This window comes from Saccharomonospora sp. NPDC046836 (assembly GCF_040645195.1).
Classification (GTDB): Bacteria; Actinomycetota; Actinomycetes; order Mycobacteriales; family Pseudonocardiaceae; genus Prauserella_A.
Map to the genome: position 1 here is coordinate 23,358 of NZ_JBEYXW010000025.1, position 24,302 is coordinate 47,659.

Here is a 24,302-nt window from a genome sequence, read left to right on the forward strand (position 1 = left end):
TGGGAAGAGAACGGGGGCGACCAGCGGCTCTGCGGCCGACCGTGGTCTCCTCCAGAGTACCTGCGCCTGGATTGTGTCTAGCGCCACACCTCGATCAAGGGTAGGCTCACCTAACCTTGGCTCAGCAGTCGAGTCAGCGTGGAGCGTGACCTGTGGGCAAGAAACACCGTGCCGCCGCGGATCCTCGGGCCACCGTCCGCAAGCTGATCAAATCGGGCAAACTCAAGAAGAAGTGCTGCAAATCCAGCCCGCGCTGCCGGAAGTGCCCAGTGCTCGCGCTGAAGAAGGCCAAAGCCGACCTCCCCCGCGCCACGTGAGTGACGCAGGTCAGTGCGGCATCGCCTCGTTGAGCAGGCGTAGCTCATGGCTGGTCCGGGTCGCCGTGAACTCCACCACCTCGTAATGGGCCAGGTGGTTCAGCACCAGCGGATCCGCGGCTAGGAAGGCGTCCAGCTTGAGCCGGGGCATCGGCCTGGCGATCATCACCTCGCCGAGGTGCATGTCCCGGCGTCCCGACGCCAGCAGGTGATTGTGCTCGAACTGCCGCGCGAGCCAGTCCGTGTGGTCCGGCAGCACGTAGTCGATCTCCTGCAGGGGCGCGGTGTAGGTCAACAGCACGACGTACATGTATTCACGGTAAGCCTGTCACCCCGCCGCTGTACCCGCGTAGCAACTCCGCCAGCGCCGGCACGAGAACCACGTCGGCAGGCAACCACTCCACGGCGGCGAGCTCCGGGGCCGCGACCCAGCGCAGTGCCCGGTGCTCCACCGCATGCGGCTCGGGTGAGCCGTCCGCGAACGTGGCGGCGTACACCCGCAGCACCTTGCCGCCCGGCAACGGCACGTCGGCACCGACACGCTCGCCGACCGCCACCCGCACGCCGAGCTCCTCAGCGCATTCGCGGCGCACCGCGTCCGCGTCCGACTCGCCGGGCTCGACCCTGCCGCCGGGCAACTCCCACAGCCCGGCGTCCTGCGCCGGGTACGCGCGCTGCTGCGCGAGCAGCAGGCCGCCCCTGACGATGGCCGTACCGACGATGACAACAGGCGCAACGGCTTCCACGAGAGGGCAACGTTACCCAGGGTGCCTGTGCCAGCTCACCTGGAACCGCGCACCACCGTCCAGCGACTCCCCCACGGTGATCCGGCCGTCACGCCTGCGCACCGCCTCGGCCACCATCGCCAGCCCGAGGCCGGTGCCGCCGGAGATCCGCGCTCGATCGTCGGAAACCCTGTAGAAGCGGTCGAACACACGCTCCCGGTGTTGCACAGGCACCCCGGGCCCGTCGTCGTCGACGACCACTCGCACCCGGGAACGGGACGCGAGCACCGACACCACGATCTGCGCCTCGGCATAGCGGCAGGCGTTGCGCAGGAGGTTGTTCAGCACCAGCTCGACCTCGGCATGCGTGGCCAGCGCCCACGCCTGCGGCACCACCGCGCTGACCCGCACCGGTGGCGACCCGGACGGCAGGCGCGATACCGCGTCACGCACCTCGGTGACCAGCTCGACCGGCTCCGCTGGGGGCACCTCGCCCGCATCCGAGCGGGCCAGCGCGAGGAGCCCGTCGAGCAGTGCCGACAGCCGCTCCGCCTCGGCGAGGATGTCGGCGAGGGTCTCGTTGGCGAGGTCGGCGTCGGGATTGGCCACCGCGACCTCGGCCTGCACCCGGATCGACGCGACCGGTGAACGCAGCTCGTGTGCGGCGTCACCGGTGAACCGCCTCAGCCGCTTGCCGACCTCCTCGTACCGCGCGAGCAGCGTGTTGAAGTCAACGGCCAGTGCCCGCAGCTCGTCATGGGACTCCGGCAGCGGCAGCCGCCCGCCCGGCGGGAGCGCGCGGACCGAACGGCGCATCCGGCCGACCGGCCGCAGGGCCGAGCGCACGCCGAGCCAAGTGGCGAGTGTCGCGACGAGCGCACCCACGATCGCGACGAGCAGCAGCCAGCGGGAGCCGTTCGCGATCGCGGCCCTCGACCCCACCATCGGGGCGCCGACGGCGACCAGCCGCTGGCTACCGTCCGGCGCCGTCACCACCGAGCCCAGCCAGCGGGCCTTCGTGGTGACGTCGCCGCGGGACTCGGTACTCACCGGCAGGCCCGCCTTGAGCGCGCGGACGTCCTGCGCGTCGAACGCCGGTCGCGGGTCACCGTCCACCGGCCCGCCGGCGGTGTCGAGCACACGTACCTCGACGCCGTCCGGCGCCACCGGCACCGTGCCTGCCTCGACACGAGCGCCCTGCGCCGCGAGCACGGTCTGCAGCTCGGCGTCCGTCGAGTTCACCAGCAGCGGCCCGAGCGCCCTCCCGGCGAGCAACGCGAGCCCGAACAGCAGCCCGAGCGTGATCGTGGTGGCGATGAGTGTGATCCGGAACCGCAGGCTCCGCCGCAGCCACCAGCGGCGAGGCGCAAGAATCACCCGGCGGTCACCTGGTCGAGCTCCGGGTCGGAGGCCACATAGCCATGCCCGCGTACGGTGCGGACGAAGGCACCGGCGCCGACCGCGTCCAGCTTGCGCCGCACGTAGCCGACGTACACCTCGACGACGTTGCGGGTCGCCGCCTGCTCGTCACCCCACACCGCGCGCAGCAGCTCATCCTTGGTCACCACCGTGCCCGCGCGACCGACGAGCACCTCCAGCAGGGCGAACTCACGCGGACTCAGCGCCACCGGATCGTCGTGCCAGCGGACCTCCCGCGCAGCCCGGTCGACGGTCAGGCCACCGATCCGTACCGGCCCACGCACGCCCTGCGTGGCCGCGCGCCGCAACACCGCGCGTACCTGGGCCACGAGCACGACGAACGAGAAGGGCTTCACGAGGTAGCCGTCGGCGCCGAGATCCAGTCCGTCGGCCTGGTCGATCTCGCCGTCCTTGGCCGAGATGAGCAGCACCGGCGTGTGCACGCCCTGGCCCCGCAGTTGCTGCAGGACCCGGTAACCGGAGAGCCCCGGGAGCATGATGTCGAGCAGCAGCACGTCGAAGGCGCCGGTCTGCGCCAGCCGCAACGCGCTCGGGCCGTCGGCCGCGGTGACGACGTCCATTCCTTCCGCGGTGAGCCCGCGCTGGAGCGCCTTGCGCACGCCGGGCTCGTCGTCGACGACCAGTACTCGTGGTTTCACGATTCTCAGGATGCCTTTTCCCGGCGTGCCGCGCGCGGGCTCTCAGCCGCTTCTCAGCATCTCAGGCTGATCTCAGTGCCCAGGGCGCAGGCTCAAGGGCGCAAACTCGAGTTGACCAAGGAGGGGCAGTGAATCCGAAGAAGCGAGCAGTGGCTGTGGCCGTCGCCGGCACCGCAATAGGCGCGGCCGGCCTGGCGGTCCTCGCCGTACCGGCCGGCGCGGGCGAAGCACCGCAGTTGCCGCCGGTCAGTGCGGAGGCGCTCGTCAAGTCCGTGCTCGAAGCCGATGTGCCGGCGCTGTCCGGTGACGTCGCGATCGACAACTCGCTCGGCCTGCCGAGCGTGCCTGGTATGCCGGTGCTGGGTTCCGAGTCCGCACGCGTGTACTACGACGGCAACAACGCCAGCAGGTTCGCTGTGCAGGAAAGCAACAGCGAGCTGACGGTCGTGCACAACGGCACGACCGTGTGGACGTACAACTCGACCGACAACAGCGCGACGAAGATGACCCTGCCCGCCGCCGAACGGCACCAGCTGCCGGAGAACGGGCAACTGGCCGACCCGGCCTCGGCCGCCACCCAGCTGCTCGACTACATCCAGCAGAGCAGCACCGTGACCGTCGACGGCACGGCCAGGGTCGCCGACCGCCCGGCGTACGAGCTGGTGCTGACGCCCAAGCCGACCGAACGCACTCTGCTGCGGGAGGTGCGGATCGCGGTCGACTCCGAGACGCGGGTGCCGCTGCGGATGTCCGTGCACACCAACGGCACCACGGAGCCGGCACTGCAGATCGGCTTCACCCGGATCGACTTCGCCGCGCAGCCCGCGGACCTGTTCCAGTTCACCCCGCCACAGGGCGCGAGGGTCACCGAAAACCAGACGAAGCCGGGCACCCACGAGCAGCCGCCTACTGACGCCGAGAGCTCGATCGTCGGCGATGGCTGGGATACCGTGTTCGTCGGGCGTATGCCCGCCGGAGCGCCTTCGGGCGGCGAGGGGGACAACGTCAACGTCGAGGCCCTGCTCCAGCAGATGGGCAGGCCGGTGAGCGGCGCGTTCGGCTCCGGCTACGTGATCGACACCAAGGTGGGCACCGCACTCGTCACCTCTGACGGCCGCGTGGCCTTCGGCGCCGTGCCCGAGCAGGTACTGACACAGGCATTGGAAGGCAAGTGAGCACCACGGCAGCGACAGGTGTGGACGCCCCCTCGGGGGCGTCCACACCCGCACCGGCGCTGGCCGCGCACACGCGTGGCCTGCGCAAGACCTACGGCAACACAGTCGCGGTCGACCACGTCGACCTCGACGTCCCCGAGGGGGCCGTGCTGGGGATGCTCGGCCCGAACGGCTCCGGCAAGACCACGACGATCCGGATGCTCCTCGGGCTGGTCCGGCCCACGGCCGGTGCGGTGGAGCTGCTCGGGCACGCGATGCCGGGCGAGGCCGGGCATGCGCTGCCGGACGTCGGCGCTCTCGTGGAGTCGCCAGGGTTCCACCCGTTCCTCTCCGGCCGGGACAACCTACAGCGCATGGCAGCCGCCGAACCGCGACTGGCCACATCGGACATTCGCCGTTCCGTCGGCGAGGCGCTCGAACGGGTCGGTCTCACCAGCGCGGCGAACCGCCGATACCGCGGCTACTCGCTCGGCATGAAGCAGCGACTCGGCCTGGCCGGGGCTCTGCTGGTACCGCGGCGCATGGTCGTGCTCGACGAGCCGACCAACGGTCTCGACCCCGCAGGCACCAGGGAGGTGCGCTCGATCATCGCCGACCTGCACGGCGCGGGCGTCACCGTACTGGTGTCCTCGCACCTGCTCGCGGAGGTCGAGGCGACCTGTACCCACGTCGCGGTGCTCAATGAGGGGACTGTAGTGGCCCAGGGAGAGCTCGCCGAGCTGCTCGAATCCGGCTCGCCAGCACTTCTTGTGTCCACACAGGACGGAACCACCGCCATGGATACCTTGCGGGAGAAGCGGATCCCCGCGCGGTTGACACCGGATGGTGTGCGTGTCGACCTCACGGGCACTACCGCACAGGACGTGATCGCCATGCTGGTGCACGGCGGGACCGGTGTGCAGGAGGCCCGCCGCGCCCGGACCGGGCTGGAGGATCTCTTCGCCAGGCTCACCCAGGAGGCCGGCTCATGACCGAGGTGACGACGACGGCCCTTGGCGACCTCACGCAGGCGCGGCGGTCGCACGCATCGCTGGCCCGGCTGTTCCGCGCCGAGCTGCGCTGGATCTTCCGCAGGCCGCGCACCCTGGCTGTGCTCGGCGTGCTGGCTGTGATCCCGGTGATCGTCGGTATCGCGCTGACGCTGGTCGACTCGCCAGGACCACCCGGCAACAACGGCGGGGACGGGCCACTGCTCGCCAGCGGGGTGGCAGGCAACGCGCTCGTGCTGCCGATCGCGACGCTGTTCATGGCGCTGAGCCTGCTGCTGCCGCTGAGCGCGGCGATGTCCGGTGCCGATGCGCTCGCCGGCGAGGCAGCACACGGCACGCTGCGCGGCTGGCTGCTCGCACCGGTCAGCCGCGGGCGGATGCTGTTCGTCAAGGCCGCCGGCGTCGCGACGTTCACGGTCACGGCCGCGGTGGTGATGGCGCTGACCGGTGTACTCACCGGGTTGGTGATCAACGGGTCCAGTGCGCTGGTCACTCTGTCCGGGACGACCCTGTCGCTACCGGGCGCACTGGTGAAGGTGGCCATCGCGGTGGGCTGGGTGGCCCTGCAGCTCTGGGCTGTCGGCGCGGTCGCGCTGGCCATCTCCGCGTGGACAGAGCATCCGATGGTCGTGCTGGCATCCGTGCTGGGCGGCGTGATCGTGTTCTCCGTCCTGCAGGCACTCGACGCGCTGTCCTGGCTGCATCCCTACCTGCTGAACAGCTCATGGACGTCGTTGGTGGACGTACTGCGCGATCCGATGCCGACCGGGGCACTGGGCGAGGGTGCGGTGCGGGCTGTCTGCTACATCGCGATCGCACTTTCCCTTGCCTACGCACGGCTCAGCACGAAGGACGGCTGAGCTCACGGCCGAAGATTGCCGATCTTGGCTACGTCGGGGTGGTACTGGTGGTGGTTGTCGTCGTGCAGCCCCGCCAGCCACCCCGGGCGCCTCGACACTCCCAGCGTCTACAGTGGACACAGTCGCGATACCGGCCGTGCTCGCTACGGTGGCCTCCAACGCGCTGCGGCGAGACAACTACTTGCCGGTCATGACGGTCCCCTCAGCTGGCCGGTGACGGCGAACGGACCACGGAGTTCCTCTGTGACCTCCCACAGCCGTCGCGCGGTTCCCACGTCGTAGGAGGCGGGCGAGCTCCGTGTGTTGGTGAAGCGGCTGTAGTAGGCGCCGTTGGCGATGTCCGGCGACGTGGCGAGCTCGACCACGGGCGCGGCACCCTGCCGCGCCGACAGTGCCGTGATGTGGAACAACGCCACGAGCGCGCGCGGGAACTGGCGGCCGAGATCGGTCCGCACGACACCGGGATGGACAGCTGCCACCGTCAGCTCCGGATGGCGGCGGTGCAGCTCGTAGGTGAACAACAGGTTGGCGAGCTTGGTACGGCTGTAGGTGAGGAACGGATCGAAGGACCGCTCGCTCTGCAGGTCGTCGAAGTTGATGAGCACGGGCCCACTGCCCCGCATCGGCGCACGGTGTCCTTCGGAGTTGACGTTCACGACGCGGCCTTCGCCCCGCCGCAGCAACGGCAGCAACCGGCTGGTCAGTGAGAAGGGTGCGAGGTGGTGGACCGCGAGGTTCAGCTCGAACCCTTCGGCCGTCACCTCACGGCGACGCGTCATCACGCCCGCGTTGTTGATCAGCACGTCCACCTGCGAGACGGTGGCGGCGACGTGCTCGACACCCTCCAGTGTGGACAGATCAGCCCGGATGAACCGGCCACCGGTCTCACGCGCGAGCCGTTCGCCACGTTCACGGTTGCGGCCGATGAACGTCAGCTCGTGTCCGTCCTTCGCGAGCTGCAGCGCGGCCTGCCTGCCCAGCCCGGAGGTCGCGCCGGCGAGGACGACGGCGCTCATCGCGGCGCTCCGACGGCGGGCTCCACCTTGGCCAGGCCGAGCGAGCCGGCCAGTAGCCGATCACGCATCCGCAGTGGCAGTCGCGAAAGCACACGGAGCAGTCGGGCGTCCCGGCTCGCGACGTAGCAGGCCTTTGGCGCGCGAGCCTCCGCAGCCCGCAGAATCGCCTTGACCACCCTGTCGACCGGACCCGGCTTCTGTTTGGCCATTGCGCCCTCGACCGCGGCGAGCTGGTTGCGGTAGAGCGCGACCCGACTCGGATCGGCCAGCGCGAGCGCCTTGCGCGCCTCCGCTTCGGCTTTGGCGAAGATCGGGGTTTCGGCCGCACCGGGTTCGACGATCACGACCGGAATGCCCCACGGTGCGAGCTCGACGCGTGCGGCGTGCGACAGGGACTCCAGTGCCGCCTTGCTCGCCGAGATCGGCCCCAGGTAGGGCATCGCCAGCTGCGCGGTGGCAGCGCTGATGTTGATCACCCGGCCGTGTCCGTTGCGCAGCAACGGAAGAGCGGCCTTGAGTACGCGCTGCGGGCCGTAGACGTTGATGTCGAACTGGCGGTGCAGCTCCTCGTCGGGTACGAGTTCGAGCGGTCCCTGCACGATCACGCCCGCGTTGTTGACCAGCACCTGCAGCCCGGCGGAACCTCGCTCGGCAGCGATCGATTCGAGTGCGCGGCGAATGGTCGCCGGATCGGTCACGTCGAGCTCCACTTGCGTGACGCCCGTGCGGTCGAGCTGCGGGATGCCCGCGGTGCTGCGCACGCCAGCGTAGACGCGGTACCCCCGCTCGGCGAACGCCGCGACGGTGCGCACTCCGATTCCTCCGCCCGCCCCAGTGATCAGAACAGCCTTGGTGAAACCCCGGTCAGACATGACAACTCCAACATGATCGACTCAACATGTTTGTTCTTACATGTCTATTAGTACTTACACTGGGTGTCAAGCGGGACCCGGGCACAGGTACGCTCCAGCCGGCGGGAGCTCAGGAGAGGGTGAGTGGATGTCGTTGCGTCATGGGTTGCTCGGGCTGCTCGCCGGCGAACCCGGAAGCGGCTACGACCTCACGCGCCGATTCGAGGAAACGCTCGGCTCGATCTGGCCCGCGAAGCATCCGCAGATCTACAGCGAGCTGACCCGGCTGGCCGCCGAGGGCCTCATCGAGGCCGAGGCCGAGGGGCCGCGGCGCCGCAAGGAGTACCGCATCACCGACGCGGGGATGACCGAGCTACGCCGCTGGCTCGTCGACGTCGAGGTCGACCACACCATGCGGCTCGACCCGCTACTGCGTTCATTGTTCTTCTGGCTGATGGAACCGCAGGAACTCAAGGCGCACCTGGACAAGGAGGCGCGGTTCTACCGGGAGAAGGCGGAGCTGTACCGCGGCTCCGCCGCCGCGAAGGATCGCGGCGATTTCGGCGACAGCCCGCAGACGCGGGCAATGCGCGTCACCATCGAAGCGGCGGTCCGGCTCTACGACGCGCTCGCCGACTGGGCTGAGTGGGCACAAACGGTCCCCCCAGCAAAGCCGAAGCCCTAACCACTCGCGAGTCCCCCGCTCCCGCACGCGAGTCCCCCGCTCAGACACGCGAGTTGCCCGCTCAGACACGCGAGTTGCCCGCTCAGTCGCTGCCGATGAGCGCGATCCCATCCGGGTCGAGGGCGAGGTGTACCCGGTCGCCCGGTTGCAGGGCGGCGGCCATGGGCGCGACGGCGTCAACGCGGGCAGGTCCGCGCTCCGGCCGGACCGCCAGCCGCACGTGCTCGCGCCGGTGCACCCGGCCAAGCACCTCCGCCGCCACCCCGGCATCGGCGACCCGCACCGCGTTCGGCCGCAGTCCGAGCGACACAGCGCCGTCAGTCGCCCACGGCACCGGGACCGTACCGAGCACCGAGGTCACCAGCCCGCCGGATGCCTCACCGGCCAGCACCGTAGTCACCCCGAGGAACCGGGCCACCCGCTCGTCGACCGGCCGCCGCCAGACATCGAGCACGGTGCCGGCCTGCTGGATCTCTCCGGCATCCAGCACCGCAATCCGGTCCGCGAGTGTGACCGCTTCCTCCTGATCATGCGTGACGAGCAACGTGCTGATCTTGGCCTGCCGCAGCACATCGGCGAGTTCGAGGGCCAGCTGCTCGCGCAGCTCGGCGTCGAGCCCGGACAGCGGCTCGTCCAGCAGCAGCAACCGGGGCCGCGGGGCAAGCGCGCGGGCGAGCGCGACCCGCTGCGCCTCACCACCGGACAGCTCGGTGACCTTGCGGCGGTCGTACCCGGACAAACCGACGAGCTCCAGCAACTCACCCACCCGCTGGGCCTGCTCGGCCTTCGGCACACGACGCATCCGCAGACCGAACGCGATGTTGGCGGCGACGTCACGATGCGGAAACAGCTGACCGTCCTGGAACACCAGCCCGAAGCCACGCCGGTGCACCGGCACCGGCGCGAGATCCACACCATCCCAGCGCACCGGCCCCGTCGCCGCCGGCTCGAGCCCGGCGATGGAACGCAACAGCGTCGACTTACCGGAACCGGACGGGCCGAGCAGGGCGACCACCTCGCCGTCGGCGATCTCCAGCCGCACGTCACGCACCGCCGTGAACGATCCGTACCGCGTGGTCAGCCCGTCCACTATCAGCATCAGAACTCCCCTACCTGCGCCTGCGGGGCCCGCAGGCGGTCGATCACCGCGGCCACGAGCGCCGTCACCAGCATCAGCAGCGCGCAGGCCGCGTAGGCCATCTGGCTGTTGAGCTCTCCCGGCCTGCTCACCAGCGCGTTGATCGCCACGGGCAGCGTCGGCGCATCAGGGCGAGCCAGGAAGCTCGTCGCACCGAACTCACCCAGCGCCACCACGTAACCGAATGCGGCCGCGGCCGCCAGCGAGCGCAGGGCCAGCGGCAGGTCGATCTCCCGCCACACGCGCGCCGGGCTCGCGCCCAGCGTCGCCGCGGCCTGCCGCAGCCGCTGGTCCACCGAACGCAACACCGGCAGCACTATGCGAATGACCAGCGGGACGATGACCAGCGCCTGCGCGAACGGCACCAACAGCGGTGAGGTCCGCAGATCCCACGGCAGCTCGCCGAGTGTGAGCAGGTACCCGAAGCCCACGGTCACCGCCGACACCCCGAGCGGGAGCATCAGCGCGGTGTCCATTGCCTCGCCGGCCGCCCGCGCACCGCGCTCCGGTGAGCGGCGCAGGGCCACCAGCGCGACGGCGGCGAGCACGCCGACGATCATGGCGAGCAGCGTCGCGTCCGATGCCGTGCGCAGCGAGTTCATCGCCGCGTCCCAACCGGTCACGTTGAGGGCGCCGTACTCGCCGACACCGGAAAGCGCCCGGTACCCTTCGAGACTCCAACCGTCGCGTGTGGACACCGAGCGCAGCAGCAACGCGATGATCGGCGTGACCAGTAGCCCGAGCACCGCGAACCCGGCGGCGACGACCCACCACTCGCGCCCCTCGGGGCGGCGCGCCGTGTCCGCCGCTGCCCGCAGCCGCGCCGCCGTCTCCTTTCGACGGCGAGCCGCCGCGCCGATCAGCAGGGCCGCGAGCACAGCGCCGAGCTGTACCAGCGAAAGGGCCGCCGCGCCGGACAGGTCGAGCAGGTTCACCGTGCGCAGGTAGATCTCGGTCTCCAGCGTGCGGTAGCGCGAGCCGCCGAGCATGAGCACGACGCCGAAGCTCGTCGCGCAGAACAGGAACGCCACAGCCGCCGACGACGCGACGGCCGGTGCGATGGCGGGCAACGTGACCGTGCGGAACGCCTGCCACGGCGAGGCGCCGAGTGACCGTGCGGCGTCCTCCGCGCGCCGGTCCAGATGCGCCCACAGCCCGCCTACGGTGCGTGCCACGACGGCGACGTTGAAGAAGGCATTGGCCAACACGATCGTGAACACGCCGCCCTCCGGCCACAGCGCGCGGAACGCCAGGCCGACCACGACGGTCGGCAGCACGAACGGTACGAGGATGAACGTGCGCACGGCCCCGACACCGCGCAGCCGCACCCGGGCCAGCAGATAGGCCACCGGCAGGCCGGCGACGACCGCGACCACGGTCGAGGCGGCCGCCTGCGCGACCGTGAACCGGGCGAGCTGCCAGGTCTGCGCCTCGAACAGCGTGGTGGCCACCTCGCCGTCCGCGAGGCCGAGCCGCAGGATCGCCACCACGGGCCAGGCGAAGAAGACGGCGAGAAACCCGATCGGGAGGACGGCGAGTGCCGTCGCTCCCGCGAGCCCCGCTACCCCTCCAGCAGCCCGCGCCACTGTTCGATCCACTGCTCCCGCCCCGCCTGCACCTGTTCACTAGGCAGCGAAGCCGGGTTCTGTGGCAGCGGCGCGGCCTGCGCCCAGCCGGACGGCAACGCCACGCCCTCGCGCGCCGGGTAGACGTACATGTTCTCGGCGACGGTCGACTGGAACTGCTGGGAGAGCAGGAAGTCGACGACCTTGCCGGCGTTGTCGGCCTGGCGGGTGCCTGCCAGCACACCGGCGTACTCGACCTGCCGGTAACACGTGTCGAGAAGTGCCTTGGTACGCGGCTGCCCGTCCTCGCCGATCTCCGCGGCTGGCGAGGATGCGTAGGACAACACCATCGGTTTCGGTCCGTTACCGGACGAGCCGGAGAACTCCTGTGTGTAGGCCTCCGTCCAGCCGCTGACGACCTGAACGTCGTTGCCCTCGAGCCGGGACCAATAGTCACGCCAGCCCTGCTCGCCGTAGCGGGCGACCGTCGCGAGCAGGAAGGCCAGCCCCGGCGAGGACGTCGCGGGGTTGGGCACCACCAGCAGACCGCGGTAGCGCGGGTCGGCGAGATCGTCGAAGGTCTTCGGCTCCGGCACATCGTTGTCGGTGAACCAGCCGGTGTCGATGTTCACGCACACGTCGCCGACGTCGACGGCGGAGAGCCTGTGCTGCGGGTCGATGGAGTAACGCTGGGGGCCGCGGTTGGCCTCGGGGCTGGTATACGGCTCGAACACCTCCTCCGCCAGTGCGCGGGAGGCGAACGTGGAGTCGACACCGTAGGCGACATCGGCGATGGGGTTGGCCTTGGTGAGGACCAGCTTGTTGGTCAGCTCCCCCGCATCGCCCTCCTTGAGCACGCGGATGCGGATGCCGGACTGGCGTTCGAACGCGTCCAGGACCTCCTGCGGCGCCGCCCACGAGTCGTGCGTCACCAGGGTGACGGTGGTCGGGCCCTCAGGTTCGCCGCCGTCCCCGCTGAGCACCGTGCAGCTCGCGGTCAGTACACCAGCGACGGACACCACTGCCGCAGTGCGAAGGAATCTCATCCACCCTCCTAGTCGTGACCGGCGTCCTCGCCAGCAAGGAGAGCAGCTGCCTCCCTGCGCCGGCATGATCCGGATCAGGTGCGAACGGTCGTGGGCTCACGCCCACCTCTCAGCCCGGCGTGTGCCGGACTCCCGTGGCAAACGTGCAGCGTACCCGCCGCGGTACGACCATGGACGCATGGCAGAGCTACTGAGCGACGAGCGCATCGACGAGGCACTCGGTCACCTGTCCCAATGGCGGCGCGCGGGCGACGCGATTGAGCGCGATGCGGAGCTGGCGAGCTTCCCGCAGGCGATCCAGGTGGTCAACCGGGTCGCCGAGATCGCGGAGAGCGCCAACCACCATCCCGACATCGACATCCGTTGGCGCACGCTGACTTTCCGGCTTACTACGCATTCGGAGGGTGGGATCACCGAGCGGGATGTCTCGCTGGCGAGCGAGATCGACGGGGTGATCGAGGCTCTGTGATGTGCGCCGGCCGCGAAACCTCGGTGGTGTCATCGCGCGTTCCCCGGGTAGCCAGCATGGGGAAGGGAGTGCGCGATGAGCCGTTTCAGCTTTGCCCGCAACGGATCGCGAGCCGATTCGCATTCCCGTCGCCGGCTGCGCCTACTGTCGGCGCTCGGCTTGCTGGTCCTGATGGCGCTGGGTGGTGGGGTACTGCCGGTCGCCGCGGCAACGCACGACACCCAGCAGGCGGCCGCGGTACCGGGGAGCGCCATCACCCAGGCATTCGTCGTCGGTGGGATTGCGTTCGCGATGATCATCGCCGTGGCGGGCGGGGTGCTGTTTTACACCGCGAGAACCAGGCAGCGCCGCTCCGACTTGTGATCTATGACACATGCGGCCGCGGCGGCTAACGGCGAGCGCGGTCAGGGCGCTGTCAAGGGTGACTCACCGACCACGAGCCTTCTGGGGAGCACACCCATGAACCGCGCCCCCGTTCTGACCCCCGGCCAGCAGGCCACGGTGACCGCATTCGCGACGGCGGTCACTCTGCTGTTCGTCATCCTGCTCGCCGCGGCTGGCTAAGCTTCGCGGCCGAGCAGCGCCAGCAGCTTCTCGAACGGCGAGGCGTCGGCCGCGCCTACAACCGGTGGTCCGAACATGCCGGACCGTTGCCGGTCCTCGGCGCTGCCCGCAGCGTGCCAGCGCGCGACCGCGTCCACAACGCGGTCGTCGGGCCGGTAGGGCACGCCAGCACCACGCGCCAGGTCCCAGCCGTGCGCAAGCGTCTCGGACAGGCTGATCTGCGCGATCAGCAGGCCCGGCGCGGGGCCGAACGCGAACGGGAACTCACGCTCCAGGGCACCCGGGGCCGCGAAGGCCGCCAATGCCCGTCGCGCGGCGGCCGTGAAGTCGGCACTCAGATCGGCGTGGCTGCGCTCACCGAGTGCGGTGAAGTCGACCACCTCGCCCTCCACCCGGAACACGGGCTCGCGGCAGAGTAGCGCTCCGGCGGGATGCACCGATCGTCGCCGCCGTGACGTCGTAGGCGCGCTCGAGCAAGCGTGGAATGTCGTCAGTTCTTTCATACAGGTACTGACCATGACCGCAGACAGGCTGCCACGGACGGAAACGCCAGTCCGCGCCGATCTGCCACAACAGCACCAGGCGGGTGGGCGGCTCCCACAGCGTCACCCGGCTTCAGTTGCATTCGGTGCCATCGACGCCGCGTTCGAACCAGCGTCCGCCGACCCGTGGTTCGACAACGACATCCGCGTTGTCGGGGCGTAGATCGAATGCTCGGCAGGCCAGAACTCGGTCATTCGCTCGGTGAGCAGGCCGAACGCCGGCTGCGGCGAGAACGGGACGCTGAGCAGCCGTGGTGCCTGCACCTACGTTGCGGGCTCGGCGACGGCGAGACTCGCGAAGTTGTCCAGAGTGGCGCCTCGACAGCGCCACCTCGACCTGACTCTCGACACTGTCCTGGCACTGTCGCAGGCTGACACAGCCCTGGGGCGACTTTCTGGGGTAGGTCGACTGTTGAGCAACCCCGGGATTCTGGTCCAACCCTATCAACGGCGCGAGGCGGTAGCGAGCTCGAGGATTGAAGGAACGGAAGCCTCTTTGTCGGACGTGCTTCAGGCTGAAGCGGCAGTAGAGCCCACCGCGAGCGACGACATTGCTGAGATTTTCAACTACCAGAAAGCGCTAAATGAAGGCATTAAGCTCCTAGAATCTTTGCCGATATCCACCCGCTTGATACGGCAGGTTCATGCCGTACTGCTCTCCGGCGTCCGCGGCCGAGAAAAACGACCGGGCGAACTGCGGACCAGCCCAGTATGGATTGGATCACCCACCGATTCACCTGACACCGCAATCTTCGTGCCGCCGTTGCCAGAGTTGCTCGGAGATCGACTAAGAGACTGGGAGAACTTCGTCCACGAAGAGAACAAGCTTCCCGTACTGATCAGGTGCGCGCTGATGCACTACCAGTTCGAGACGATTCACCCATTCCTAGACGGAAACGGTCGAATCGGCCGACTTCTCATAACACTTCTTCTAATGGAGAAGAAGGTACTTGAATTACCGCTTTTGTACGTCAGCGCGTACATGGAGGACAACCGACAAGAGTACTACAGTCGACTGCAGGCCGTCCGAGAGCGGGGGGAAATCCAGGAATGGCTCCAGTTCTTCCTGACCGCCGTATATCGCCAAGCGACCGACGCCGAAGAACGTGGAGGTAGGCTAGTTGAGCTTCGAGAGTCATATCGCTTGACATTTGCAGGCACTAAGAGTCGAGCAGCAGAAGTTGTCGATCTTCTATTTTCGAACCCCTTCGTTACAGTCAAGCGGGTCGAAACCGCATTAGGCGTCACAAATCAGGGCGCAAGGAATCTGATCACTTCAATAGAAGAAAAAGGGCTTCTTAGGAAAATTGGTAGCATTGGGCGGGGTGGTCGGGCCTTCTGGCTTGCCGAAGAGATTTACCAGATCGTCGGCTAGCCCGTGTGCGCAACATCCAACGGTTCACCTCACCAACTTGGAAGTTGCTAGCCGACCCGCAACCTACGTTGGAGCGTCGTGCGCAACATCCAACGATGCACCCCACCAACTTGGAAGTTGCTAGCCGACCCGCAACCTACGTTGGAGCGTCGTGCGCAACATCCAACGATGCACCCCACCAACCTGAAGCTTGCTCAGCTCAGTGGTCATCCGATCGCCTGCCGGCGACTGGCACGCGGGGCCAACAACGCCAGCCGCACACACGGTTTAGCAGTTCGCATCTGCCCAGGTTTTGCTTGCGAACGTTGTGGACCGCTGCGACACCCCACTGGTGAATCCGGAGGGGTATTGATCGCCTGACCGACAGGGCCTGCATCAGACGTTGAAGCGGAATTCCACCACGTGGTGTCGAAACCGTGGACGCTGGGCATCCGCAGCGTCAGTCCAGCTTCACGAACGACGGTCTCGGGGCGACGACAGGCGTCCGTTTTTCGTTGATGCTGAGCCACGCAGGTGCTTCCACGGACATGAGCTTCTTATCAACAGCGATTAGGTTTTGCTGCGCAGCATCGTTTAGGGCGTCCAGGATGTCGATGACCTTGACCTTCTCGAACTTCTCCAGCTGCTTCTGGATTTTTTGCGCCTTAGCGCTCGGCTTGTAGTAATACGGTGCGCGGTCGTGCCTGCCCACCGTCAAAATTGCCTCGGCGACTGCCTCATATGCATCGTTAAACAAGCCCATGAAGCCATCCGGATCTGGCAGCGCGACAAGATGGAGAGACTTCCACCTCTGATACCCCGGCTGGAGATCTACCGCCTGGGGAACGATCGCCACTCGGAGCCCCTTGCCGTCTTCGAGGTGATGCCAGTTGCTCTTGATAGTTGCGGCGGCAAACCTTGTCTTACTGGAACTACTTAGGAACAAGTCAGTCTTCCACACCTTCTTGATCCGCTCTCGAAGGTACGGCTCGCCAGCGACACCGCGAGCCGCAATCGGTATCCAGGAGTCAAATGCGAAAGGTCGACCTGACCCATCAGGCAGCAAAACCGCGTCACCACTCGCATTACTAACGACCGCATCAGTGAATCCAAGGTGCCGTGCACGCTCGTGACCGAACATCAGGGAAGTCGGCAAGTCCAGATCTGCAAAAGACTTAGGACTTACCTTCCTGAGCGCATCGCTGACGAGATCGACAACTCGAGGCTCACCACCGACAATCGCTTCGTGCACAGCCCACTCAAAACCATCTCCGCGTGCTCCCTTGTCACGGTGCAGGCGAGCAACCTTGCAAAGCTGTCGGAAGGTAACGTCCACCCGGTCACAGTTAAGGTCTTCGAGGTCCGCATGCGACAACTCGTCGAAATGAGCCCTCAGCACTGATCGCGACACTGCGTAAAGTGCACGCCCGTACTCGTCGACGGGCTCAGCCTGACTCAGAAAGGTGACGTCAGCCATCCGGCGACCTCCTACTTCTTGCCGCCAGAGGTTAATCCGCTTCGGAACTCGACCACGTCGCCGTCGGCCATCACGTAGTCCTTGCCCTCCATGCGGACCTTGCCAGCCGCCTTGGCCGCCGCCATGGAACCCGCTTCGACGAGGTCATCGAAGGAGACGACCTCCGCCTTGATGAAGCCGCGCTCGAAGTCGGTGTGGATGACGCCTGCCGCCTGGGGCGCCGTGGCCCCCTGCGGGACCGTCCACGCGCGCGCCTCCTTGGGACCCGCTGTGAGGTAGGTCTGCAGGCCAAGCGTGTGGAAACCGGCGCGAGCGAGCGCATACAGGCCCGGCTCGTCCTGGCCGACCGACTCCAGCAGTTCGCGCACTGCCTCCTCGTCGTCCAGTTCGAGCAGCTCGGCCTCCACCTTGGCGTCGAGGAACACCGCGTCACCAGGGGCGACGAGCTTGGCCAGCTCCTTCCGCCTGGTCTGGTCGGCCAGCACGGTCTCATCAGCGTTGAACACGTACAGGAAGGGCTTCCCGGTGAGCAGGCTCAGCTCGCGCAGCCCCGGCAGGTCGACCTCGTTCTGCGCGGTGAACAGGGTGCGCCCGGAGTCCAGGATCTCCTTGGCCCGTTGCGCGTTCTCGAACGCGGGCCGCGCCTCCTTCTTGGTACGCGCTTCCTTCTCCAGCCGCGGCAGCGCCTTCTCCAGCGTCTGCAGGTCGGCGAGGATCAGCTCGGTATTGATCGTCTCGATGTCGGAGAGGGGATCGACCGTGCCGTCGACGTGGACGACGTCCGGGTCGTCGAACACCCGGATCACCTGACAGATCGCGTTGGCCTCACGGATGTTGGCGAGGAACTTGTTGCCGAGCCCTGCGCCCTCGGATGCACCCTTCACGATGCCGGCGATGTCCACAAAGGACACCGTGGCGGGCACAGTCTTCGCGGAGCCGAACACCTCGGCCAGCTTGTCAAGGCGCCGGTCAGGCAGTGGGACGACGCCGACGTTGGGCTCGATCGTCGCGAACGGGTAGTTCGCGGCGAGCACGTCGTTGCGCGTCAGCGCGTTGAACAGGGTGGACTTGCCGACGTTGGGCAGCCCGACGATGCCGAGGGTAAGGCTCACGGGCTCCCAGTTTACGGGTCGCCGCCGCAGACCTCCGCGGCCCTGCCGCCACCGCGGCCGCAATGTCTGATTTCCGCCAGTCGAGCCCCTGACCAGGTGGCAGTATCGATGCCATGACACAGCTCGCCACACCCGCAACGACGCCGAACCAGCGCGTCTGGCAGGACACCGAGCGCTGCTACCGCGCGGTGATGTCGCGAGACGCGCGCTTCGACGGCCAGTTCATCGTGGCTGTCAGGACGACCGGAATCTACTGCCGGCCGTCCTGCCCCGCGATGACCCCGAAGGCACGCAACGTGGAGTTCTTCCCCACATCGGCAGCCGCGCAGTCACACGGCTACCGCGCATGCCGGCGTTGCCTGCCCGATGCCGTTCCCGGCTCGCCCGAGTGGAACGTGCGCGCGGACCTCGCCGCACGAGCCATGCGGCTGATCGCCGACGGCACGGTGGAGCGGGAGGGCGTGCCAGGGCTGGCCCGGCGGCTCGGTTACTCGGAGCGCCAGCTCGGCCGCGTGCTCACCGCCGAACTCGGCGCGGGACCGCTCGCGCTGGCACGCGCCCATCGAGCACATTCGGCCCGGCTGCTCATCGAGCTGTCCGAACTCCCCCTCACCGATGTCGCGTTCGCCGCCGGATTCGCCAGCGTGCGCCAGTTCAACACCACCATCCAGGAGGTGTTCGCCGCGACGCCGTCCCAGCTGCGGGCCGCCGCCAACAGCAGGCGTAAGCCCGTCAGCTCGCAGGACGAGCCGCCGACTGCCGGGGCACGACTGACACTGCGGCTGCCGTTCCGCGAACCGTTCGACGCCGCGGGGCTGCTCACGTTCCTCGCAGACCGAGCGGTGCCCGGCGTGGAGGACACAGCCGGTGGTTACCGGCGCACCCTGCGCCTGCCCCACGGCAGCGCGCTCGTGCGGCTCACACCAGCCGGCGCCCACGTCGAGTGCGAGCTGCGCCTGACCGATGTCCGCGACCTCGGCAACGCCGTCGCTCGCATCCGCAGGCTGCTCGACCTCGACGCGGATCCACACGCCGTGAGGCAGGTCCTCGGTCGGGATCGGGCGTTGGCGCCACTGGTGGCTGCCACGCCGGGCATCCGGGTTCCCGGCGCCGTCGATGGAGCCGAACTCGTGCTGCGCGCCATGCTGGGGCAGCAGGTGTCCGTGCCTGCTGCCCGCACGGCCGCGGGCCGGCTCGCGGCTGAGCTGGGCGAACCGGTGCCAGCCGCCGACGGCGAGCCGCGACTGCTGTTCCCCACGGCGGCCGCGGTCGCAGAGCACGGCGGCGAGGTGCTCCGCGGACCCCAGCGGCGCATCGACGCGATGCGCGAGGTCGCCGCCGCACTGGCAGTGGGCGACCTCGACGTTCACGTCGGACGCGACGGCCCCGAGCTGCGCGCCGAACTGCTCGGCGCGCCCGGCATCGGTCCCTGGACCGCCGATTACGTGCTCATGCGCGTACTCGGCCAGCCGGATGTGCTGCTCGACGGCGACCTGGCCCTGCGCAAGGGTGCTGCAGCCCTCGGCCTGGACGACACGTCGAACGGCCTGACGGAACGCGCACAGGCATGGCGCCCGTGGCGTTCCTATGCCGGCATGTATCTCTGGCGAGCGAACGCCGCCACCACAACGGGAGGAAACTCATGAGCAACGCCCAATGGTCCACAGTAGACACTCCGGCAGGACCGTTCACCGCGATCGTCGCGGACGACGGTGCCGTGCTCGCCTCGGGCTGGACCGCCGACCCGGCGGAGCTGACCGCGGTCGTCTCCACGGCTCTGCGGCCCACCGGTTTGCGGAAGGTACGCGACCTCGGCGAGGTGACCATCGCGGTACACCGTTACCACGCGGGGGAGTTCGACGCGATCGACCTCATCCCGGTGCGCCAGCGCTCCGGCGCGTTCCTGCAGCACGCCTGGGACGTCCTGCGCACGGTGCCCGCGGGCAAGCAGGTGACCTACCGCGACTTCGCGGCACTCGCCGGCCGTCCCCCTGCGATCCGTGCTGCCGCATCCGCCTGCGCGCGCAACGCCGCCGCTCTGTTCGTACCGTGCCATCGCGTGCTGCGCGTCGGTGGCGCGCTCGGCGGGTTCCGCTGGGGCCTGCCGGTCAAGCAGTGGCTGCTCGATCACGAGGCGGGTCTGCACTGAAATCCGTCAGGCGGCGGGCATCACCCCCTCCAGCTGCAATCTCGACCCGGTCCGTGCCTTGCGCACCCGCAACCGGGTCGGGATGCGGTGGCGCAGCTCCTCGACGTGGGACACGAGGCCGACGACCCTGCCGCCCGCGCGCAGCTCGTCGAGCACGTTCATGACCACGTCGAGCGTCTCGGCGTCGAGGGTGCCGAAACCCTCGTCGACGAAGAGCGTGTCGAGTAGCGCGCCACCGGTCTCCGCGGCAACCACGTCGGCGAGGCCGAGCGCAAGCGACAGCGAGGCCAGGAACGACTCCCCACCGGACAACGTCTTCGCCGGTCGCACGGTCCCCGAGTAGTCGTCGAGCACGTCGAGACCGAGGCCTCCGCGCGTGCCGCGCGAGCCCGCGGCATCAGAGTGCACGAAGGAGTAGCGGCCCTGGCTCATCGTCCGCAGCCGCGCTGTCGCGGCGACGGCGACCTCCTCGAGCCTGGCCGCGAGGACATAGGAGCGCAGCGACATCCGCCGTGCGTTCTGCCCACGCCCGTTGACCACGTCGGTGAGCGCGTCCAGCTCGGCGAACTCCTCCTGGGCAGGAGCCAGCTCGGCCAGCGCCGAGCCGAAGCGCGCGGCGAGCGTGTCGAGTTCCCGCACGCGTTGCGTAGCCGCGCGTTGGGCGGCGACAGCGGCCTCCGCCCTGACACGAGACTCCTGCGCGGCGCGCTGGGCCGGCTCGACGTCGACCGGCTCATCGGGCTCGACACCGGCGAGTTCCGGTTCCGTCAGCACCGCGCTCGCCGCCGCCCCGGCGGCCTCGGCTTCGGCGAGCGCGCGCTCGAGTTCGACCATCCGGGCATCCGGCCTGGCGGCGGCCCGTGCGGTGGCGACCGAGTCGAAGCCGGCACGCTCAGCGGCCGCCTGCACGGCGGCGCGCTGCTCGCCCAGGCGTTCGAATGCGGCCGCGACGGCCGTTCTCGCATCGGCCAGGCCGTTCAGCGCATCCACCGTGGTCACCAGATGCGCACGGCGGCTGGTGACATCGGCGAACTCACCGCGTGCGGCATCGAGGCGCTGCTGCCGCTGCTCGATCTGCTCGGCCAGCGCGTGCTGTTGCGCTTCCGCCGTGCCGACCGCGCGCTCTGCCGCGGCGCGTTCGGCCGACAGCGCCTCCTGCTCACCTTCGGCCGCCCGCACCGACGCGTCGAGCCGTGTCCTGCCCGCCGCGAGGTCGCGTAACCGGGTCAGTTCGGTGCGTACCTGCGTCAGCTGACCCGACAGCTCTTCGGCGGTCTGCCCGCGAACCCGCTCCCGCACGGCAGCGAGCGCCTGCTCGGCCTCGTGCCGGGCGGCTACGGCTGTGTGCCGTCGCTGCTCGGCAACGCGTTCCCGCTCTGCCGCACCCCGCTCGTCGGCCTCGCCGATCGCCGCGGCGTCGGTGGCGGGTGCCGGGTGCTCGCCGGCCCCGCACACGGGGCACGGCTGGCCGGGGTGCAGCCCCGCTGCGAGCTCGGCAGCCATGCCGGCGAGGCGCCGGTCCCGCATGTCGAGCAGCGTTGCCCGGGCGGCTTGGTGAGCATCGGTCGCGGCGCGCTCGACGTCGAGCGCGCGCGCAGCCGCGCTCTCGAGTTCGGGAATCCACGCGGCATCGGTGTGCGCCGCGGCCAGCTCGGCTTCCCTGGTGCGCAGACCGTCGAGCTTCACCTCGGCTTCGGCGGCGCGGTCCCGCCGCACCCGTAGCTCCTTGATCCGCTCAGGCAGCCCCTCCAGCTTCTCGCTGAGGGCTGTCGCCTGCGCGGCGGCATACGTCGCCGTCTCGGCGAGGTCACGGACGCGGTCCAGATCGCGGCGCTGCTGTTCGGCTTCGGCGACGAGGCCCGCCAGCGTCCCGGCTTCCTCGCGCAGTGCACCCGCCCGTTCCCGCAGCACCGTACCGTTGGCGTCCGGTTCGGCGAACCCCGTGACCAGCAGCGCTTCCCTGGCAGTGACCTCGGCAGCCTCAGCATGTTCGAACCGCGTGTGCTGGCGGTCCGCCTCGATGGCGAGACCGGTGACGGTACCGGCGCGCCGTGCCCTGTCGAGCTCATCGGCCCACTCGGCTCGTTCGGCCGACTGCCGTTCCAGCGCCGCGAGGCTGGCGAGCGCGGCGCGCACCCGGCGCACGCGCTCGGCGGCGACCCTGCGCTCGTGTAGCAACACGTCGGCACGGTCCCGCACTGCACCGGCCTCGCCGGCCTCCCGCTCGGTGGCCTCGGCCACGGCGGCCGCGCGGCGCCGCAGGCCGCTCGCCCAGTCCTGGCCCGCGTCCTCGGGTGGCTCCTCCCCCGCGGCCTGCGCCAGCCGGGCAACCCATTCCCGCACGGCATGGCGCCGCTGGTCGAGTTCCCGGCCCCGCTGTGTACGCAACTCGCGGAACCACCGCTCGACCTCCGCGAAGCGCTGAGTGCCGAAGAGACGCTCGAGCAGCTGCTCCCGTTCGGTGGTGTCGGCACGCAGGAAACGCGCGAACTCCCCCTGCGGCAGCAGCACCACCTGGAAGAACTGTTCCGCACTCATACCGAGCAGCCGTTGCACCGTGCGGGCGACCTCGTCGATGCGGGTCACCCCCTCGACGGGCAAGCCGTGCGGCACCTCACCGACCCAGGTCAGCGACGCCTTGGCCTGCTGGGTGGTGTAGCCGTCGCCACGGCGTTTCGGCCGCTGGTACTCGGGGCTGCGCACGAGCCGCAGACGATGCCCCTGCACGCTGAGCTCCAGCACCACCTCGGTGACCGTGTCCTCGGCGGCGAGGTCACAGCGCAAGCGCTTCACCTGCCCGCGAGCGCCGGGCACGGTGCCGAAGAGCGCGAAGGCGACCGCGTCGAGCAGGGTCGTCTTCCCCGCCCCTGTGTCGCCGTGCAGCAGGAACAGCCCGTCCGCGCCGAGGGCGTCGAAGTCCACGACCTCGCGACCCGCGTACGGCCCGAACGCGGCGACCTCCAGCCGGTGCAGTCTCACCGCGCATCACCGTCCTGCTCCGGATCGTGCTTGCCTGCCGTCTCCAGCGCCCCGACCAGCAGGGCGTTCTCGCGTTCGTTCGGTGGCGCACCCCGGCAGTCGTCGAGGAAGGTACGCGCGATCTCGGTGTCCGTACGGCCGCGCACGGCTTCGGCGTAGCGCAGCACCGTCGCACCACCCCCCGCGGGCTCCCAGTCCACGTGCACGGCATGGGGGAACCGCTCACGTAGCTTGCGCATGGCCTCCAGCGGCCGGACACGGTCGGTCAGGGTCGCGGAGACGAAACAGTCGGTGAGCGCGGTGTACTCCGGGGCTTCCAGCAGGTCGGCCAGCACACCCGTCATGGTCGCCAGTCGACGCGGAACGGGCAGTTCCCGCCGTTCGACCCCCGCCAGGCCGTGCGCGTCCAGATCGACGAGCCAGACCGATTTACGTTGGGAGGCCTCGGAGAACGAGTACGCGAGCGGGCTGCCGGAGTAGCGCAGGTGCTCGGCAAGGGTCTGCGCACCGTGCAGATGGCCGAGCGCGACGTAGTCCACACCGTCGAACACCGAGCCCGGTACCTGCTCGACGCCGCCGACGGAGATCGTGCGCTCGGAATCGCAGCCGACCCCACCGGTGACGAAGGCATGTGCGAGGACCACCGACCGCGTCCCGCGCGACCTGCCGGCGAGGTCGTCACGGATACGGCGCATCGCCTCGGTGAGCACCCCGGTGTGGCCGCGCGCTCCCGGCACCCCGAGCGCGACCCTCGCGGGTTCCGGTTCCAGATAAGGGATGCCGTACAGCGCGACGGGTCCGTGCTCGTCGTCGATCAGCACGGGTTCGTGCAAGCTCGCGATCGTCGTCCGCAAGTGCAGGCCGCCCGCCGACGCGAAGTCCGCGAACGCACCGAGCCGTGCCGCCGAGTCGTGGTTGCCGGGCGTGATGACCAGCTGCGCGCCCGCCTCACGAAGGCGCCCCATAGCCGCGGTCGCGACCCGTACCGCCTCCGCGGATGGCACCGCGCGGTCATAGACGTCACCGGCCACGAGCACGACGTCGACCGCTTCTTTCACCACCAGGTCGGCGAGATGGTCGAGCACCGCCTCCTGTTCAGCAAGCAGGTCGGCGTCGTGGAACGTCCGTCCCACGTGCCAGTCCGAGGTATGCAGCAATCGCACGTGATCAAAGCTAGGGCGGTCCACCGACAGAACAGTGGACCATGGACC

Annotated in this window: 25 protein-coding genes and 1 riboswitch; of the genes, 11 read left to right on the forward strand and 14 right to left on the reverse strand. The window is 69.1% G+C overall.

The window, feature by feature from the left end; translation table 11 throughout:
* Positions 1–152: 152 nt before the first annotated feature.
* Positions 153–317 (forward strand): hypothetical protein, encoded by a 165-nt coding sequence (locus ABZ863_RS24785; protein WP_358539877.1) that lies wholly within the window; start codon positions 153–155, stop codon positions 315–317.
* Positions 318–327: 10 nt separating this feature from the next.
* Here ABZ863_RS24785 and ABZ863_RS24790 read toward each other — a convergent pair whose 3' ends face one another.
* From ABZ863_RS24790 to ABZ863_RS24805, 4 genes are read right to left on the reverse strand one after another with little or no spacing between them, the layout of a single operon-like run.
* Entirely contained in the window at positions 328–627 is a 300-nt protein-coding gene (locus ABZ863_RS24790) for a YciI family protein (protein ID WP_358539879.1), read from the reverse strand.
* A 4-nt stretch (positions 628–631) separates the two neighbouring features.
* Entirely contained in the window at positions 632–1,063 is a 432-nt protein-coding gene (locus tag ABZ863_RS24795; protein ID WP_358539882.1) for an NUDIX domain-containing protein, read from the reverse strand.
* A 12-nt stretch (positions 1,064–1,075) separates the two neighbouring features.
* Positions 1,076–2,419 carry a HAMP domain-containing sensor histidine kinase gene (locus tag ABZ863_RS24800; protein WP_358539885.1) on the reverse strand — a complete coding sequence of 448 codons (1,344 nt, stop codon included), beginning with the start codon at positions 2,417–2,419 and terminating at the stop codon, positions 1,076–1,078.
* Positions 2,416–3,120 (reverse strand): response regulator transcription factor, encoded by a 705-nt coding sequence (locus ABZ863_RS24805; protein ID WP_358539888.1) that lies wholly within the window; start codon positions 3,118–3,120, stop codon positions 2,416–2,418. Before ABZ863_RS24805 ends, ABZ863_RS24800 begins: the two co-directional genes overlap by 4 nt.
* 128 nt (positions 3,121–3,248) lie before the next feature.
* Between ABZ863_RS24805 and ABZ863_RS24810 the strand changes: the two genes are divergently transcribed.
* From ABZ863_RS24810 to ABZ863_RS24820, 3 genes are read left to right on the forward strand one after another with little or no spacing between them, the layout of a single operon-like run.
* Positions 3,249–4,295, forward strand: coding sequence for an outer membrane lipoprotein carrier protein LolA (locus tag ABZ863_RS24810; protein WP_358539891.1), 1,047 nt, complete (start codon positions 3,249–3,251; stop codon positions 4,293–4,295).
* Positions 4,292–5,266: an ABC transporter ATP-binding protein gene (locus ABZ863_RS24815; protein ID WP_358539894.1), complete on the forward strand. Its 975-nt coding sequence runs from the start codon at positions 4,292–4,294 to the stop codon at positions 5,264–5,266. The genes ABZ863_RS24810 and ABZ863_RS24815 overlap by 4 nt, the downstream gene beginning before the upstream one ends.
* The gene (locus ABZ863_RS24820) at positions 5,263–6,144 is read left to right on the forward strand and encodes an ABC transporter permease subunit (protein WP_358539897.1); all 882 of its coding nucleotides are present in this window, start codon (positions 5,263–5,265) and stop codon (positions 6,142–6,144) included. Before ABZ863_RS24815 ends, ABZ863_RS24820 begins: the two co-directional genes overlap by 4 nt.
* Before the next feature lie 188 nt (positions 6,145–6,332).
* Here ABZ863_RS24820 and ABZ863_RS24825 read toward each other — a convergent pair whose 3' ends face one another.
* Together ABZ863_RS24825 and ABZ863_RS24830 are read right to left on the reverse strand one after the other, a co-directional pair.
* A complete protein-coding gene (locus ABZ863_RS24825) occupies positions 6,333–7,160 on the reverse strand; it encodes an SDR family NAD(P)-dependent oxidoreductase (RefSeq protein ID WP_358539900.1) in 828 nt (275 codons plus the stop codon).
* Positions 7,157–8,032, reverse strand: coding sequence for an SDR family NAD(P)-dependent oxidoreductase (locus ABZ863_RS24830; protein ID WP_358539903.1), 876 nt, complete (start codon positions 8,030–8,032; stop codon positions 7,157–7,159). Before ABZ863_RS24830 ends, ABZ863_RS24825 begins: the two co-directional genes overlap by 4 nt.
* Positions 8,033–8,159: 127 nt before the next feature.
* On the opposite strand from ABZ863_RS24830, the gene ABZ863_RS24835 reads away from it, so the two are divergent.
* The gene (locus tag ABZ863_RS24835) at positions 8,160–8,696 is read left to right on the forward strand and encodes a PadR family transcriptional regulator (RefSeq protein WP_358539905.1); all 537 of its coding nucleotides are present in this window, start codon (positions 8,160–8,162) and stop codon (positions 8,694–8,696) included.
* 82 nt (positions 8,697–8,778) lie between these two features.
* On the opposite strand, the gene ABZ863_RS24840 is transcribed toward ABZ863_RS24835, so the two are convergent.
* From ABZ863_RS24840 to ABZ863_RS24850, 3 genes are read right to left on the reverse strand one after another with little or no spacing between them, the layout of a single operon-like run.
* Entirely contained in the window at positions 8,779–9,795 is a 1,017-nt protein-coding gene (locus ABZ863_RS24840; RefSeq protein WP_358539908.1) for an ABC transporter ATP-binding protein, read from the reverse strand.
* Positions 9,795–11,420 carry an ABC transporter permease subunit gene (locus ABZ863_RS24845; RefSeq protein ID WP_358539911.1) on the reverse strand — a complete coding sequence of 542 codons (1,626 nt, stop codon included), beginning with the start codon at positions 11,418–11,420 and terminating at the stop codon, positions 9,795–9,797. Before ABZ863_RS24845 ends, ABZ863_RS24840 begins: the two co-directional genes overlap by 1 nt.
* Positions 11,396–12,445: a thiamine ABC transporter substrate-binding protein gene (locus ABZ863_RS24850; RefSeq protein ID WP_358539914.1), complete on the reverse strand. Its 1,050-nt coding sequence runs from the start codon at positions 12,443–12,445 to the stop codon at positions 11,396–11,398. Before ABZ863_RS24850 ends, ABZ863_RS24845 begins: the two co-directional genes overlap by 25 nt.
* Before the next feature lie 34 nt (positions 12,446–12,479).
* Positions 12,480–12,591: riboswitch (TPP riboswitch) on the reverse strand.
* A gap of 32 nt (positions 12,592–12,623) precedes the next feature.
* On the opposite strand from ABZ863_RS24850, the gene ABZ863_RS24855 reads away from it, so the two are divergent.
* Both ABZ863_RS24855 and ABZ863_RS24860 read left to right on the forward strand, forming a co-directional pair.
* Positions 12,624–12,914: a 4a-hydroxytetrahydrobiopterin dehydratase gene (locus tag ABZ863_RS24855; RefSeq protein ID WP_358539917.1), complete on the forward strand. Its 291-nt coding sequence runs from the start codon at positions 12,624–12,626 to the stop codon at positions 12,912–12,914.
* A gap of 75 nt (positions 12,915–12,989) precedes the next feature.
* Entirely contained in the window at positions 12,990–13,277 is a 288-nt protein-coding gene (locus tag ABZ863_RS24860) for a hypothetical protein (protein ID WP_358539920.1), read from the forward strand.
* Positions 13,278–13,474: 197 nt separating this feature from the next.
* Here the strand turns inward: ABZ863_RS24860 and ABZ863_RS24865 are convergent, their stop codons facing one another.
* Complete coding sequence (locus tag ABZ863_RS24865; RefSeq protein ID WP_358539923.1) at positions 13,475–13,879, reverse strand: TIGR03086 family metal-binding protein; 405 nt, start codon at positions 13,877–13,879, stop codon at positions 13,475–13,477.
* 115 nt (positions 13,880–13,994) lie between these two features.
* Here ABZ863_RS24865 and ABZ863_RS24870 point away from each other — a divergent pair, with 115 nt between their 5' ends.
* Together ABZ863_RS24870 and ABZ863_RS24875 are read left to right on the forward strand one after the other, a co-directional pair.
* The gene (locus tag ABZ863_RS24870; protein ID WP_358539926.1) at positions 13,995–14,183 is read left to right on the forward strand and encodes a hypothetical protein; all 189 of its coding nucleotides are present in this window, start codon (positions 13,995–13,997) and stop codon (positions 14,181–14,183) included.
* A gap of 39 nt (positions 14,184–14,222) precedes the next feature.
* Entirely contained in the window at positions 14,223–15,395 is a 1,173-nt protein-coding gene (locus tag ABZ863_RS24875) for a Fic family protein (protein ID WP_358539929.1), read from the forward strand.
* A gap of 439 nt (positions 15,396–15,834) precedes the next feature.
* Here the strand turns inward: ABZ863_RS24875 and ABZ863_RS24880 are convergent, their stop codons facing one another.
* Positions 15,835–16,851, reverse strand: a complete 1,017-nt coding sequence (locus ABZ863_RS24880) for a hypothetical protein (protein WP_358539932.1) — start codon at positions 16,849–16,851, stop codon at positions 15,835–15,837.
* 11 nt (positions 16,852–16,862) lie between these two features.
* Positions 16,863–17,963 (reverse strand): redox-regulated ATPase YchF, encoded by a 1,101-nt coding sequence (ychF, locus tag ABZ863_RS24885; RefSeq protein ID WP_358539935.1) that lies wholly within the window; start codon positions 17,961–17,963, stop codon positions 16,863–16,865.
* Between the two features lie 113 nt (positions 17,964–18,076).
* Between ychF and ABZ863_RS24890 the strand changes: the two genes are divergently transcribed.
* Positions 18,077–19,609 (forward strand): AlkA N-terminal domain-containing protein, encoded by a 1,533-nt coding sequence (locus ABZ863_RS24890; RefSeq protein ID WP_358539938.1) that lies wholly within the window; start codon positions 18,077–18,079, stop codon positions 19,607–19,609.
* The gene (locus ABZ863_RS24895; protein ID WP_358539941.1) at positions 19,606–20,112 is read left to right on the forward strand and encodes a methylated-DNA--[protein]-cysteine S-methyltransferase; all 507 of its coding nucleotides are present in this window, start codon (positions 19,606–19,608) and stop codon (positions 20,110–20,112) included. Before ABZ863_RS24890 ends, ABZ863_RS24895 begins: the two co-directional genes overlap by 4 nt.
* Before the next feature lie 6 nt (positions 20,113–20,118).
* Here the strand turns inward: ABZ863_RS24895 and ABZ863_RS24900 are convergent, their stop codons facing one another.
* A complete protein-coding gene (locus tag ABZ863_RS24900; protein ID WP_358539944.1) occupies positions 20,119–23,091 on the reverse strand; it encodes an SMC family ATPase in 2,973 nt (990 codons plus the stop codon).
* On the reverse strand, positions 23,088–24,254 hold the full coding sequence (locus ABZ863_RS24905) for an exonuclease SbcCD subunit D (protein WP_358539947.1): 1,167 nt from the start codon (positions 24,252–24,254) through the stop codon (positions 23,088–23,090). Before ABZ863_RS24905 ends, ABZ863_RS24900 begins: the two co-directional genes overlap by 4 nt.
* Between the last annotated feature and the right edge of the window lie 48 nt (positions 24,255–24,302).

What these genes read in the sequence shown, in the direction of transcription:
- ABZ863_RS24790 (WP_358539879.1), bottom strand. Translation starts at nt 627, where the DNA reads ATGTACGTCGTGCTGTTGACCTACACCGCGCCCCTGCAGGAGATCGAC.
- ABZ863_RS24820 (WP_358539897.1), top strand. Translation starts at nt 5,263, where the DNA reads ATGACCGAGGTGACGACGACGGCCCTTGGCGACCTCACGCAGGCGCGG.
- ABZ863_RS24825 (WP_358539900.1), bottom strand. Translation starts at nt 7,160, where the DNA reads ATGAGCGCCGTCGTCCTCGCCGGCGCGACCTCCGGGCTGGGCAGGCAG.
- ABZ863_RS24830 (WP_358539903.1), bottom strand. Translation starts at nt 8,032, where the DNA reads ATGTCTGACCGGGGTTTCACCAAGGCTGTTCTGATCACTGGGGCGGGC.
- ABZ863_RS24835 (WP_358539905.1), top strand. Translation starts at nt 8,160, where the DNA reads ATGTCGTTGCGTCATGGGTTGCTCGGGCTGCTCGCCGGCGAACCCGGA.
- ABZ863_RS24840 (WP_358539908.1), bottom strand. Translation starts at nt 9,795, where the DNA reads ATGCTGATAGTGGACGGGCTGACCACGCGGTACGGATCGTTCACGGCG.
- ABZ863_RS24850 (WP_358539914.1), bottom strand. Translation starts at nt 12,445, where the DNA reads ATGAGATTCCTTCGCACTGCGGCAGTGGTGTCCGTCGCTGGTGTACTG.
- ABZ863_RS24855 (WP_358539917.1), top strand. Translation starts at nt 12,624, where the DNA reads ATGGCAGAGCTACTGAGCGACGAGCGCATCGACGAGGCACTCGGTCAC.
- ABZ863_RS24860 (WP_358539920.1), top strand. Translation starts at nt 12,990, where the DNA reads ATGAGCCGTTTCAGCTTTGCCCGCAACGGATCGCGAGCCGATTCGCAT.
- ABZ863_RS24870 (WP_358539926.1), top strand. Translation starts at nt 13,995, where the DNA reads ATGACCGCAGACAGGCTGCCACGGACGGAAACGCCAGTCCGCGCCGAT.
- ABZ863_RS24880 (WP_358539932.1), bottom strand. Translation starts at nt 16,851, where the DNA reads ATGGCTGACGTCACCTTTCTGAGTCAGGCTGAGCCCGTCGACGAGTAC.
- ABZ863_RS24890 (WP_358539938.1), top strand. Translation starts at nt 18,077, where the DNA reads ATGACACAGCTCGCCACACCCGCAACGACGCCGAACCAGCGCGTCTGG.
- ABZ863_RS24895 (WP_358539941.1), top strand. Translation starts at nt 19,606, where the DNA reads ATGAGCAACGCCCAATGGTCCACAGTAGACACTCCGGCAGGACCGTTC.